Source organism: Prosthecobacter sp. (genome assembly GCF_044226605.1).
In the GTDB taxonomy this organism is placed as follows: Bacteria; Verrucomicrobiota; Verrucomicrobiia; order Verrucomicrobiales; family Verrucomicrobiaceae; genus Prosthecobacter.
This window is the reverse complement of the sequence record NZ_JBGAGS010000009.1, coordinates 119,476-131,673: the sequence shown is the minus strand read 5'-3', so window position 1 is coordinate 131,673 and position 12,198 is coordinate 119,476. Positions and strand designations below refer to the sequence as shown.

Genomic DNA, 12,198 nt, shown 5'->3' with positions numbered 1-12,198 from the left:
TCAGGGGGCGGTCCACTCACTCGCATGTTTTGCAAAAGCGCGCGCGGCTCCCACCAGTGCGGCCTCGATGTCCGCCTCACGATGCGCGAGACTGATGAACCAAAGGCCGCGCTCGATGGCGCGCACACCTTCGTCCAGCAGGCAGCGGCGCAGGTGCGTCCAGCGTGGTGCATCCTGACGCCGCGCGTAGTCGCGATAGTCGCGCACAGGGCCTTCGGCGGCGCCGGGCTTGAGCATCACGGTATGAAATACCAGACCGGGACCCTGCGGACGCAGCGGGATGCCGTGCTGATCCGCGAGAATGCGCAGGCCATCCATCAGCTTGCGGCCGAGTTCGGTGATGGCGGCAGGGTGGCTGTCTCCCAGAGACTGCACCTCATCCAGGCACCACTTGCTGGCGGCCAGGCAGAGCGGATTGCCATTGAGCGTGCCTGCGTGCACCACGGTGCCGTCGATAATCTTCTGCATCGCCGAGACCTTGCCCGCCAGCGCCGCAAAGGGCAGACCACCACCGATCGCTTTGCCGAGGATCGTCAGGTCCGGTACAAAGCCGAGATACTTCTGCGCACCACCGGCACCGAATCGAAAACCGGTGATGGTTTCGTCCGCAATCATGAGCATGCCTTCCTGGTCGCAGAGTTCGCGGATGGTTTCGATCATGCCGGGCACCGGCTCCATGCAGCAGGTGTTGCAGATGATGGGTTCAAAGATGATTGCTGCGATCTCTCCCGCGTGTTTGGCCACCATGCGTCGGAGATGGTCGGGATCATTCCAGCGCGCGACGACGAAGGTGTCGAGCACCTCAGGAATCACGCCCTGGCTCGGGTGCAGCTTCGCAGGAGCTTCGTCATCGCCCCAGACATCCGGCGGCGGACCGTAGCCGACGAGGCCCTCATCCGACCATCCGTGATACGCACCTTCGAATTTCAAAATCTTGCGGCGTCCCGTGTGCGCACGTGCCAGACGAAACGCATGCAGCACCACTTCGGTGGCGGAGTTGTTGAAGCGCACGAGTTCCGCCGAAGGGATCATGGCCTGCAGACGCTCGGCCACTTCGATCTCCAGCTCGCTCTGTGCGGCCCAGTGCGTGCCAAACCGCGCCTGCATGCCGATGGCGTTTGCCATGCCTTCCGGCGCATGGCCGTAAAGAAGTGCACCCTGGCCGATCTGGAAGTCGATGTACTCATTGCCATCCACATCCCACAGGCGCGGGCCGCGGCCGTATTGAAAGTAGAGCGGCACGGGCTGCTCCAGCTTGCGGATGCCGCTGTTCACTCCGGCGGCGATGCTGCGGGCGGCGCGTTGGAAAAGCTGGCGGGATTGCGTGTAGTTGTCAGTCATGGGTTTGAGATGCGAGTTGAAGGCTGAAAAGTTTCGGCGCAGGCCACCTGGCGCTGACCGCCGAGGCCGGTGATGCCGAGTTCCACGACATCGCCTGCTTTGAGATAACGCGGCGGCTTCATGCCCAGCCCCACGCCCGGCGGCGTGCCGGTGCTGACCACGTCTCCGGGCAGCAACGTCATAAAGCGGCTGATGTAGCTGAGCAGCGTGGCCACGCCGAAGGCCATCTGGCGTGTGCTGCTGTTTTGCAGCAGGCCGCCGTTCACCTTCAGCCACAGGTCGAGATTTTGCGGATCGGCGATCTCATCCGGCGTCACCAGCCAGGGGCCGAGCGGTGCGAAGCTGTCCGCGCTCTTGCCCTTCACCCACTGGCCGCAGCGCTCGAGCTGCCACTCGCGCTCGCTGTAGTCATTGTGCAGCACATAGCCCGCCACATGCTGCATGGCATCCGCCTCCGGCACGCGGCGCGCCACCTTGCCGATGACAAACGCCAGCTCCACCTCCCAGTCTGTTTTCAAAGAATCCTGCGGGATGATGACGGGATCATTCGCACCGCAGAGCGCGGAGGTGGATTTGAAAAACAGCACCGGCTCCTCCGGCAGGCTCACGCCGGACTCCTTCGCGTGGTCCGCGTAGTTCAGTCCCACGCAGATGATCTTCGAAGGTCGTGCAATGGGCGGGCCATAGCGCAGCATGCCGGGAAAGCGTGGCAGTTTGCCCTGCGTGGCGAGCCACTCGCGCAGACGTGCGGGTCCGTCCGTGGCGAAGAAGGTTTCGTTGTAGTCTTCGCCAAAAGCGCTGACATCAAGGGGGCCGTCGCGGTCGCTGAGAACACCGGGAATTTCCTGCCCCGGAGGGCCAATGCGGATGAGTTTCATGGAGTGCGCCCATTGAAGCGCAGCGCGGGAGTGGCTCAATCAGCGTCCACTTGTCTGCTGTGCGGACAAGCAGGTCCGGAGTCTGTTCTGGGATGTAAACCGAACTTCCAAGTTCGGCCGGAGGGAACGAACTTGGAAGTTCGTTCTACCAGCGAGGACGAGTCAAAGCCCTCACCTCTTCGCCAGCGTCTCTCCCGCCACCAGCGTGGGCATGATCAGGTGGCTCTTCGCGACCACACTCTCACCACGCGCCATCTTGAGCACCACCTGGGAAAGTTTTTGCGCAAGCACCAGCGGAGGGATGTGGTAGTGCGTGGGCCGGGGCACCATGAACTCCAGGAAGGATTCGCTGTCTCGCGAGATGACGGACACATCCGCCGGAATGCGCAGGCCGCGGCTGGTGAGGCTGGACATCACGGTGAGCACATGGCGCGCATGGGCGATGAAGAGGCCTGTGGCCGGTGACTCCTTGAGCATGGAGTTGATGCAGCGCTGAATGCCCGCAGGCGTGCCATCGTGCTCCAGCAGTTGCAGCGTGGCGCCGGGCGCTTTGGCGCAGGCTGCGCGAAAGGCGGCCACGGTGTAGGCATCTCCCGCCCGCACGCTTTTGGGAATGACGACCGCGAGCCGCCGGTGGCCACGGCTGAGAAGCTGATTGGCCGCGTGCTGGCCCATTGCATCGTAGTCCGCATCCAGAGACGGCAGCGCGATGCCGGGATGCAGCGAACCCACGAGCACGCAGGGCAGGCCCTGTTTCATGAACCAGCGCTGCGCGGCGGCAGGCGCGCTGAAGAGCACCCACAGCGCCATGGTGGAACCCTGAACCATGGCCGCGAGTGCCTTCTCCGGCTTGCGCGTGAAGCACGCGGGACTCACCTGCACCTGCAGCTCCAGATGGTGCTTCGCGAGTTGCCCACGCAGGCCGTCGATGAGCAAAATCGAAGCACCGTCCATCTGCTCCAGTCGCACAGAGGTGAGCAGGATCACGCCGCGCCGCCTGGGTGTTTTGTTCTGCGTGGCGGGCGTCAGAATGCGCCGCCGCTGGCCCTGGCTGGAGGAGATGAGCTTTTCCTGGCCGAGAATGCCCAGCGCACCACGCAACGTCTCGCGGCTGACCTGAAAGGATTCGCACAGGCTCAGCTCTCCGGGCAGAAACTCGGCCCACACGCCGTCGCGGATGCTCTTCCTCAAGATGGTGGCCACTTGATGAATCAGCGATTCGCGTCTCGGCAGCGGGTGCATGCCCGCAGAGGTAGCAGCGGGCGCGGGAATGTCCATGAGTGGTGGTTGTTGTGAATGGGGCGGATAAGGCGCGGCAGCGCTTTCGCGGGCCGAAGAACTCGCTGGGGCGTCTAAACTTGGAGCCGTACGAAATCCGCATGCTCAAGGCTGGGGCACATAGTGGTCCGCACCTGCGCAGCCCCGAAGGGAATCCTCTGTGCGGCCAGCCAAGCGTCTCGTGACGGCGATACCCGCACAGAGGACTGTGCGGACCACTATGTTGGCGCACTCGATTATCTCTTCTGCTTACGCCGTCGTCTTGTCATCCGGCTCCGTCGCACGCTGGTAGGTGTCCATCGGCGCATCCCGCAGCCAGCCGGGGCGGAGGCGGACGTCTTCAGCGCCGCTGAGTTCTCCGGGGGCGCTCGGAGGCGCGGGGTCTTCCTTGCGACGCATCTCCCACCAGCACTGGCCGCAGTGGTTGTGCTGATGGTCGATCACAAATCCAGCCTGCTTCATCATCGGCCCGATCCAGCCCATGCAGTGGTCGCAGTAGTCGGCGTATTGATCCAGTCCATTGCGCAGGAGAAAGCCTTTGGAAGGGCACTCGTGCATGTCGATGCGAAAGGCCGTGTCCGTCACGGTGCGGTGAGAAACAGCGCCCTCATCCGCCAGCGTCGGCCCCCAGTATTCCTTCATGCCTTCAAAGCCCTTGGAGGTGATGAGTTCGTTCGCGTGGATCTGCGCATCGCGATTGATCGCCTCATCCCAATACGCCGTCACCAGCTCATGCCCGCCAACCTGGCGCAGCCATTCAAAGGTCCACTCGTAGTGGCCGCAAAAGTCATAGCATCCGATCATGCGGCCTCCTTGATGTGATCGAGCTGCTGCCCGGGTTCATTGGCTGACTGTTTCACAAAGCGCTGCGTGCAGGACCCATTGCCGCCGCTGAGGCGCACGGTCAGTCCGGCAGGTGCCGCTGTGGCCTCGCTCACGTAGTAGCAGTGCTGGCAGAGGCAGGGAACGATCTCGCGACCATGCTCGCGCAGGTGCCTGATCATGGGGCAGGTGCGCACTTCCAGACGAACTTCGTCCGGGGTGGTTATCACCTCCACTTCCGCGCCGGGTTCCGCCTCGAAAAACGCGCGCCAGTGCGCGGCCACCGCAGGCAGACCGCCAGACCGCCAGCGCTCGCTCACGGGCTTGTGATAGTTCGTTCCCATGTCCGACCAATAACGGCGCAGAGTGTCGAGACCGAAGCGCTTCAAGATGAAGCGGAAGGTCGCATTGATAGCGAAATAAAAATCGGCATGCCCGTGCGGCTTGGTGTCCGTGTAGGGCAGCGGTGAAAGGGTGGATGACATGCGTGGGATCAGTAAGCCTTCGTGGTGGGCAGCTCGGAGGGCACGCCAGCGGTTTCATTCAGCAATGCATCAAACTGCGCGGAGCATTCGGCCAGGTGCTTGTACAAGCCGCCAAATTCGCTGCCATAGGCCACGAGCTGCGCGCCGAGATCGACGATGACCTTTGCGTCCTCAATGCTGCCCACGGGGCGGCCCCAGGCCTTGCCATGCTTCTTGGCGGCCGCAGCCACCTGCTTCTGCACCTCGAGCATTTTGGGATCGCTCACCGCAGCGGTGCAGCCGAGCCGCAGGGACATGTCTCCTGGGCCGAGAAACATCAGGTCCACTCCGGGCACGGCGGCGATGGCATCCACATTCGCCAGCGCCTCCGGTGTCTCGATCTGCACCATGAGAAAGGTCTCGTTGTTCGCCTGCGTGGTGTAGTCGTCCGTCTTGCCGATCCAGAAACCGGCATCGCGCCCGCCACCGCAGAAGCCGCGATCTCCCAGCGGCGGAAACTTCATCGCCTGCACCAGCGCGCGCGCTTCATCCGCACTGCCCACATGCGGGATCATGAGGCCTGCGGCACCGTCTTCCAGCAGGCGGTACAAAGAATTCTTTTCCTTCGAGCAGGCGCGGTACAGGCAGTCGATGTCCGCCGCATGGTGCCGCCCGATCATCGCGTCCGCCTCACGCGGCTCCCACACGCGGTGCTCCGCATCCAGCCAGATGCCGTCATAGTGAAAGTGCGCCGCGAGCGCGGGAAACATGGCGATCGGCGAGCCGAAGCAGGCCACGCGAGCGACTTTGCCGGCACGGATTTTGGCGAGGATTTTGGATTTACGAAACATGGTATTTTCGAGCGTAGGTGAGGGTGGGGTGTGTTGGGAAGGATGAAGTGATGCGGGAGAAAAAAGGCGCACCGAGTGAGCTAGCCGCGGCGCGAGGGATTCACAAAAGCCAGCAGGCATGCCGTCACGAGCACGAGGCCCGCAGCGGCGGTGATGAGCCAGCTCAGCTCCAGCCTGGACTGCTGCAGCCAGCCGCCGAGATAGGCCGAGCCGCCGCCGACGAGGCAGCCCATGAGGTTTAAGAGGCCATAGCCCGTGGCGCGATGCTGCGGCTGCGCCACCTGGCAGAGGATGGGCATCATGTTCGCATCCAGGCAGCCGCGGCCAAAGCCGAAGGCGATGAGGCCCACGACCGCCACCCAAAGGAGATCGGTGTGCGCGGTGAGGAAAACGAGCGGCGCGGCCAGCAGCAGCGCCGTCATCGGCACCCAGGCGCGCGCGCGCAATTGCGTGCGGCTCCAGCGGTCCGCCCAGGCTCCGCCGACCAGCACGCCTGCAAAAGCCGCGACCTGCATGTAGATCGTGGCGGTGAAGCCCGCGTAGGTTTGCGTGAGGTGAAAGTGATCTTTGAGAAAGGTCGGCATCCACGTCACAAACGCCCAGCTCGCGAAGCTCAGCGCCCCCCATTGAAACGCGATGATCCACATGGCCGGTGTGGCGCACAGAGCCTTCACCGTGGCAGGCAGCGCGTCTCGCTTCTGCACGGTCTCCGCGCTGGGCCGCATCGATGGCGCATCCTGCAGAAATTTGAAAAGCACCAGCCCATAGCCCACGCCGATGCAGCCAAAGATGAAGAAGCTGGCCGACCAGCCATGATGCTCCGCCACCCAGCCGCCCATGCCGCCGAGCGCCATGCCCGCATACAGCCCGCTCATGTGAATGCCCGTGGCAAACGAGCGCGAGCGTTCCTGGTGATAATCCGCGATCATCGCCAGCGCCGCCGGGATGTAGCAGGCCTCGCTCACGCCCATCAGCACACGCGTGGCGAGCAGTTGCTGAAACGTCTGCGCGTAGGACGTGGCCCATGTGACGAGGGACCACACGACCAGGCTCAGCAAAATGACACGCCTGCGGCTGAAGCGGTCCGCAAACCATCCGCCCACCGGACTGAGCAGCCCATACACCACGAGAAACGCCGTGGTCAGCATGCCAAAGTCGTCATCGCCCATCGGCACCGCCGCCTTGATGGAATCCCGCATCGTGTTCAGCATCACGCGGTCCAGGTAGTTCAGGCAGCCCACGCCCCACAGCAGCCCCACCACCAGCCACGCGCCTTTTACCGGGCTGCTGGCCACGGGGCTTTCGGCAAAGGATGAGCTGGCACGCATGGTCTGCCCCCAAAAGGGCCAGAGTTGCCCCTTCTATCAATCGCCCTCATCTTGTCTGGCGATCGGACAAGTGGGCGCGCGGAAGGCTGGGGTGGCGGATTTTCAAAGATACGTTGCTCTGAGCGCGGCAGCGTCGTGGCGTGCGCCGGTCCTCCGGAGCTTTCGAACGTCCCACCGCCTGCGCAGAGCTCCAGAGGACTGGAGCATTGATTCGCTGCGCCCACCCTCCCGGCAACCCCTGGTTGTCTATTTGCCTTCGCCGGTCTTTGACCCGCTGCGCTCCGGTTCCAAAACGCTGTCGCGGGTTATGCCATCTTGCGGCCTGACAACACGCTGAGGGTTTCAAATACTTTGCAGGCGCCCTGTCCCCGCCGGTCATCCACACCAGCCCGCGCTTTTCAAACCTCACCTCGCGAGGCTGATATGCCATTCCTCCACATGCTGAATGATGGAGCAGTTCATGCGTGGTGGCGGGAGGCGGCCTGTGCCTACTCGTGATAGCGAAAGCTGCGGGTAAACTTGACCACACCTTCCAGCTTCGCCTTGTTCTTCAGTCCTATTTGATCCAGCTCCAGGGAGTACTTGCCTTCATAGGTGATGCCGTCCTTGGAGGTGGCGATGATCCGCAGGGTAAGATCGTCCCCATACACCTTGTCATACTGAAATGAGCTTTCGTCGTGAAAGAGCAGCCGCAGCTCTGTCTTGTCATGCCATACCTGATAGAGGTTTTCCTTCGTCAGCTCAAATTTCAGCGTCTGCTTCTGTCCGTGGAGCATGAAGTTGATTTCGCCGCTGCCGAAGAGGGGGTGGAACTTGTCGGGCGAAAAATCGAAGCCGAGGGCAGTTGCGGCATCGATGGCAAACTTGTGCGTCTCCTGGTTCACCTGGATCTCGTAAACATCCGCGCAGTGCGCCCGTGGTATGGCAAGAAGAAGCCCCAGCGCGATGATGGATTTGAGGGTCATGACCACGAATGATTGCCGCCCGATGCTCTGCCACAGCGGCGGGCGATGCAAGATGAATCGCGCACGGGCGCGGCGCATTTCATGGAGGGCGTCTGGCTGCAGCACGGACGGCACCTTGGCGCGCTCTCGCGCCACCAGCTGGGCTGCGCCGTTGCCGCCGGGAACCACCCGCCTCCTTAGACGCCCAGGGTAAAGTCTGCCTCGACCACGACCTTCATGCGTGCTTTGGAGCCGTCGTAGAAATTGGCGTCTGTGGCGAGTGCGGTGATGCGGGCGCGCACCTGCAGCCCGGATCTCTCGAGCACGACGATTTCGTTTTCGTCCATCGGTTCGTGGTCACAGTAGTACAGGTTGGTGAGGTATTCTCCGGTCGTTTCGTCGTAGCCCTGCGGGATGGCGAAACGGGCGCCCGTGCGGAGCACCACGGCGGGGATCTTTGGCTGCGTCAGCGTCCACTCGGCGGAAGGCTGGGCGTGCAGGGACTCGGTGTCCGGCAGGGTTTGAATGGGAGGCCCACATGTCTCTGCCCGGAAGGTGATGGCATAGGCGCCGTCCTCGTCTTTATGGTGGCGGATGGTGGCGGACACGACCGGGTAGATCTCGTCTCCATTGAAGCGGTGCAGGGTGAGGGTGCCAGTGCTCATGGGGCGGCGGTGGATGCACGTTTTTTTTTCAGGACGCAAGGGAATCAGAGCCGCAGAAAGATCTTTCGCCGGTACATCCAGTACACGACGAGGGTGATCAAGATTAGGCTGGGCACGCCGGTCATGATGGACTGCATCTCCGGGCCGAGCAGCATCACGTAGCGGGTGCCGAAGTGCCGGTGCACGGCCTCGGCCATCCACACTTCCAGCGTGTGCCGCATGAGGTAAAAGGCCAGCGGATTCATGCCGATGACGATGAACAGAAAGGCCCAGCGGCGGTGCTGCCGCACGTCCACCAGCTGGTGCAGGCCGGCCAGGATGAGCATGCAGAGGCCGCCGCTCAGGCAGACCCACGCAGGCGTCCACAGATGCTTCACGATGGGGCAGATGCCGCCGTAGTGCAGCCCGAGGCCGAGAAGGATGCCGCCCACCCCGGTGATGACCAGGCGCCGCCCGGGGATGTCGTTGTTTTGGATCCAAGTGCCGGCGATGAGCCCGAGGATCATCGAGGAGATGGTGGGGATGAAGTTCAGCGTGGTGTAGCCGCCGAGCCAGCCCACGTAGGGTGCGGTGCGCGGGAAGTGGTTCAGCAACCAGACATCCAGCGCCCAGCCGGCATTGCGGTTATGGTTCCAGTGGGCAAAGAAGCCCTCGAAGTCGTGCGGCCAGCCGGCAGGCGTGTTCCAGGCGGTGGGGTCCGCGTGCGGAGGTATGACGGGGTGCAGAGCGTAGACGAGCCAGTGCAGCACCAGGCAGGAGGCAAAGGCCAGGACACGCCCGCGCGTGCCGCAGAAGGCCAGGGCAAAGACGGGCAGGTAGGCCAGGCCCATCTGTGTGAGCGTCTCGTCAAAGGTCCAGAGCGTCATCTGGCGGGAGAGGCTGCGGATGAAGATGCCCAGGAAAATGAGGCCCACGGCGCGCGTCACCGCATGCCGCGTCATCTGGCGGCGGGTCTCACCGCGGGCAGTGCGGGCGGAGATGCTGAAGACCATGGACACGCCCATGAGAAAAACAAAGGAAGGCATGAGCATGTCGTGCAGGGAGCAGCCGGACCAGGGGACGTGGGAGGTGTGGAAGCGGATGAACTGCCAGACGGGGCTGTCGGGGTAGCGGGCGGCCACTTCGTCCAGCAGCAGGAGCTCGTGGAGGCCGATGAGGAAGAGGGCGATGCCGCGATAAACATCGAAAGAGGCGAGGCGTGGTGGCATGCTGGCGGGCGGTCCGCCTAGCTGGTTGGCTGGCTGGCGGAAGAAGAGACCTACGCAGCCAGAAGGGGGGCTTTCGCCGCCGGAGGTGAGAAACTGGGCCGTTTTTGGGTTTTAAGGTGATGAGGATGAGGGGCTTGCGGGGGTAGGCAGAGGGAGACGGGAATGAGGAAATGGGGAGGGCAGGTGGTTGAGGGCCCATGGGGGTCGTGGGACTGTGTTGAAACGGAAGCTGCGAGGTGGAAGGGAGTGGAGGCTATTTTTTCTGCGGGGACCAGGGGCGGGGAGGGGGGGACGAGGTCAAGGATCGTCATGGCAATTGAAGGGGACGGCGGCGGGGAGTTGTGTGTCGGATTCGGCAATTTTGCAGGTTGTTTGCGTTTGCGGAGGGGGAGGAGGGGATTGCTGTTGGACTTGTTCGCTGTTCGATTTTGAAAGGGGGTGGTCTTCCGACTTGGCCTCGGGGAGGGGCGGGGGGGTTGGCGAGGGAGGGCGATGAGGGGTTGGATGGATTGTGCTTCAGATGTTGATTTATTCAGCGTTTCCCTCATTGCTTCCTTGTGACTCATATGATCACCCCATGTTCGCCAGGCCCGGAGGGTGCTGTGTTCCGGGCTTTTCCGGTGTTTGCTTTGATCTGGGGTGTGACGACGCTGGTGCATCAGCTGGCGTTTACGTTCTGGGCGGAGACGTGGCAGGGATGGCTGCTGACGGCGGCGGCGGTGCAGGTGATCTTCCAGCCGGCGTGTGTGCTGCGCTTTGCGCTGCTGGTGGGGACGGCTTTGCTGCATCTATGGGACAAGCTGCCGTTTGTGCCGAATCACATCCTGTTTGAGGGCATGCTGCACGTGACGATGGGGGTGGCGCTGGTCGAGTGGCTGGTGCGGGGCAAGGGGTTTAGGGGCCTGCTGGATGCGAGGTGGGGGCCGACGTGGGGGTGGCTGCTTTTGGCGGGGGCTGCGGTGGTGAAGGGGCTGTATGTTTATGTGCCGGGAATGCCGCGGGGGTTGGTGCTGGATTATGGCACGACGCTGCTGGTGCCGGGTGCTTTTACGCTGTGGCTGCGGGGGCTGCCTGTGGTGGAGGCGGGGGGCGAGGAGTGGTTTTCACGGTTCGCACCGGTGATGCGGGCGGCGGTGGTGATCATGTATGGGTGGGCGGGGATCCAAAAGCTGAACTGGGATTATCTGAATCCGGAGACGTCCTGCGCGGCGGTGTTTCACCGTGAGATCGCGGCGTGCCTGGGGTGGTTGATTCCGACGGGGTCGTGGACGCTGCGGGGGGCGATCTGGGGTTCGTATGCTTTTGAGTTTGGCATTCCGGTGCTGCTGATGTTTGGGCGTACGCGACGCGTGGGTTTTGCGGCGGCGGTGGTGTTTCATTTGTGGCTTTCGATCCATCCTGCGGCGGGGATCTTCAGCTACAGCTCTCTGATGTTTGCGCTGCTGGCGGTGTTTCTGCCGGTGGAGTGGGGTGCGCGCCTGCTGGGGCTGTGGAGAAGGCAGCTGGCGTGGCTGGGGCGGGGTGATGAGGCGTGCGGGCGGCGGCTGGCGCGGTGGGCCTTCGTGGTGCTGTTTTTTGCGGCCCTGCTGTGCCAGGTGGCGCTGTATCTGTTTGTGCAGCGGGACCAGACGGTCTTCAAGACGGCGAACCGGATCGGGTTTGCGGTGTTCTGGGTGTGGGGCTGCTGGCTGGGCGGGTGCTATCTGCTGGCGAGCCGGGGGGCTGGAGAGAGGCGTGCGGCGCTGCCGCTGCCGTTCGGGTGGCGCTGGACTGCGGCCTGGGTGGGGCTCTTGCCGGTGCTGGTGAACGGGCTGATGCCGTGGATCGGGAGCCGGACGGAGACTTCGTACTCGATGTTCAGCAACCTGCGGTCGGAGGGGGCGGGGAACCATCTGTTCCTGAGGCGGGCGGATGTGTTCGCGCTGCAGACGGATCTGGTGCAGGTGGTGGCGAGTGAGCCGGATGTGTTTGCGCCGGGGGTGCGCCCGCGGAGCATTCAGCACTTTGGGAGTGCGGGGCACTTCATCCTGCCGTGGTTTGAGTTTCGGCGTCTGATCAGCGAGGTGAAGGGGGATTTCCGGGTGAGGTATCGCCGTGGTGAGGCGAAGGAGGTGCTGCAGCTGGGCCGATCCCATGGTGAAGTGTTCGGGGATGTGAGGGCGTTTGAGCCGCTGCCGTATCTGGAGGGAAAGTTGCTGTGGTCGCGGCGGCTGAAATCTCTCGAGGAGCCGATGTGCTGCACGCATTGATCAAGCAGGTGAGAGGAATGGGTGGCGTGAATGGGGCTTGGTTGGAGGGAGTTTTTTGTTTTCGGCGGTCGGGAGAAAGGGCAGAAAGATTAGGGGCAGAAAAATTTTCCCAGATTTCTGAGGTGGGATTTTGGACCTTGAGGCGACGAAGTTGATGTCGCAGTCGCGAT

11 protein-coding genes are annotated in these 12,198 nt (G+C 63.1%); 1 reads left to right on the top strand and 10 read right to left on the bottom strand.

All coding sequences use genetic code 11. The features are described 5' to 3' along the window. The 10 genes from ACILSO_RS14030 to ACILSO_RS13985 form a co-directional block, all read right to left on the bottom strand. Entirely contained in the window at positions 1-1,341 is a 1,341-nt protein-coding gene (locus ACILSO_RS14030) for an aspartate aminotransferase family protein (protein ID WP_395738050.1), read from the bottom strand. Next, entirely contained in the window at positions 1,338-2,219 is an 882-nt protein-coding gene (locus ACILSO_RS14025; RefSeq protein ID WP_395738049.1) for a fumarylacetoacetate hydrolase family protein, read from the bottom strand. The genes ACILSO_RS14030 and ACILSO_RS14025 overlap by 4 nt, the downstream gene beginning before the upstream one ends. Before the next feature lie 171 nt (positions 2,220-2,390). After that, entirely contained in the window at positions 2,391-3,497 is a 1,107-nt protein-coding gene (locus ACILSO_RS14020) for a substrate-binding domain-containing protein (protein ID WP_395738048.1), read from the bottom strand. 249 nt (positions 3,498-3,746) lie between these two features. Further along, positions 3,747-4,301, bottom strand: a complete 555-nt coding sequence (locus ACILSO_RS14015; protein WP_395738047.1) for a hypothetical protein — start codon at positions 4,299-4,301, stop codon at positions 3,747-3,749. Further along, positions 4,298-4,804, bottom strand: a complete 507-nt coding sequence (locus tag ACILSO_RS14010; RefSeq protein ID WP_395738046.1) for a hypothetical protein — start codon at positions 4,802-4,804, stop codon at positions 4,298-4,300. Before ACILSO_RS14010 ends, ACILSO_RS14015 begins: the two co-directional genes overlap by 4 nt. A gap of 8 nt (positions 4,805-4,812) precedes the next feature. After that, complete coding sequence (locus ACILSO_RS14005; RefSeq protein ID WP_395738045.1) at positions 4,813-5,634, bottom strand: HpcH/HpaI aldolase/citrate lyase family protein; 822 nt, start codon at positions 5,632-5,634, stop codon at positions 4,813-4,815. An 80-nt stretch (positions 5,635-5,714) separates the two neighbouring features. After that, positions 5,715-6,962 carry an MFS transporter gene (locus tag ACILSO_RS14000; RefSeq protein ID WP_395738044.1) on the bottom strand — a complete coding sequence of 416 codons (1,248 nt, stop codon included), beginning with the start codon at positions 6,960-6,962 and terminating at the stop codon, positions 5,715-5,717. 488 nt (positions 6,963-7,450) lie between these two features. Further along, positions 7,451-8,095 (bottom strand): hypothetical protein, encoded by a 645-nt coding sequence (locus ACILSO_RS13995; protein ID WP_395738043.1) that lies wholly within the window; start codon positions 8,093-8,095, stop codon positions 7,451-7,453. 8 nt (positions 8,096-8,103) lie between these two features. Further along, entirely contained in the window at positions 8,104-8,571 is a 468-nt protein-coding gene (locus ACILSO_RS13990) for a hypothetical protein (RefSeq protein ID WP_395738042.1), read from the bottom strand. A gap of 44 nt (positions 8,572-8,615) precedes the next feature. Continuing rightward, positions 8,616-9,779: an acyltransferase family protein gene (locus tag ACILSO_RS13985; RefSeq protein ID WP_395738041.1), complete on the bottom strand. Its 1,164-nt coding sequence runs from the start codon at positions 9,777-9,779 to the stop codon at positions 8,616-8,618. A gap of 566 nt (positions 9,780-10,345) precedes the next feature. Here ACILSO_RS13985 and ACILSO_RS13980 point away from each other — a divergent pair. Further along, positions 10,346-12,028, top strand: coding sequence for an HTTM domain-containing protein (locus ACILSO_RS13980; protein ID WP_395738040.1), 1,683 nt, complete (start codon positions 10,346-10,348; stop codon positions 12,026-12,028). The last annotated feature ends 170 nt before the right edge of the window (positions 12,029-12,198 follow it).

What these genes read in the sequence shown, in the direction of transcription:
- ACILSO_RS14030 (WP_395738050.1), bottom strand. Translation starts at nt 1,341, where the DNA reads ATGACTGACAACTACACGCAATCCCGCCAGCTTTTCCAACGCGCCGCC.
- ACILSO_RS14025 (WP_395738049.1), bottom strand. Translation starts at nt 2,219, where the DNA reads ATGAAACTCATCCGCATTGGCCCTCCGGGGCAGGAAATTCCCGGTGTT.
- ACILSO_RS14020 (WP_395738048.1), bottom strand. Translation starts at nt 3,497, where the DNA reads ATGGACATTCCCGCGCCCGCTGCTACCTCTGCGGGCATGCACCCGCTG.
- ACILSO_RS14015 (WP_395738047.1), bottom strand. Translation starts at nt 4,301, where the DNA reads ATGATCGGATGCTATGACTTTTGCGGCCACTACGAGTGGACCTTTGAA.
- ACILSO_RS14010 (WP_395738046.1), bottom strand. Translation starts at nt 4,804, where the DNA reads ATGTCATCCACCCTTTCACCGCTGCCCTACACGGACACCAAGCCGCAC.
- ACILSO_RS14005 (WP_395738045.1), bottom strand. Translation starts at nt 5,634, where the DNA reads ATGTTTCGTAAATCCAAAATCCTCGCCAAAATCCGTGCCGGCAAAGTC.
- ACILSO_RS14000 (WP_395738044.1), bottom strand. Translation starts at nt 6,962, where the DNA reads ATGCGTGCCAGCTCATCCTTTGCCGAAAGCCCCGTGGCCAGCAGCCCG.
- ACILSO_RS13990 (WP_395738042.1), bottom strand. Translation starts at nt 8,571, where the DNA reads ATGAGCACTGGCACCCTCACCCTGCACCGCTTCAATGGAGACGAGATC.
- ACILSO_RS13985 (WP_395738041.1), bottom strand. Translation starts at nt 9,779, where the DNA reads ATGCCACCACGCCTCGCCTCTTTCGATGTTTATCGCGGCATCGCCCTC.
- ACILSO_RS13980 (WP_395738040.1), top strand. Translation starts at nt 10,346, where the DNA reads ATGATCACCCCATGTTCGCCAGGCCCGGAGGGTGCTGTGTTCCGGGCT.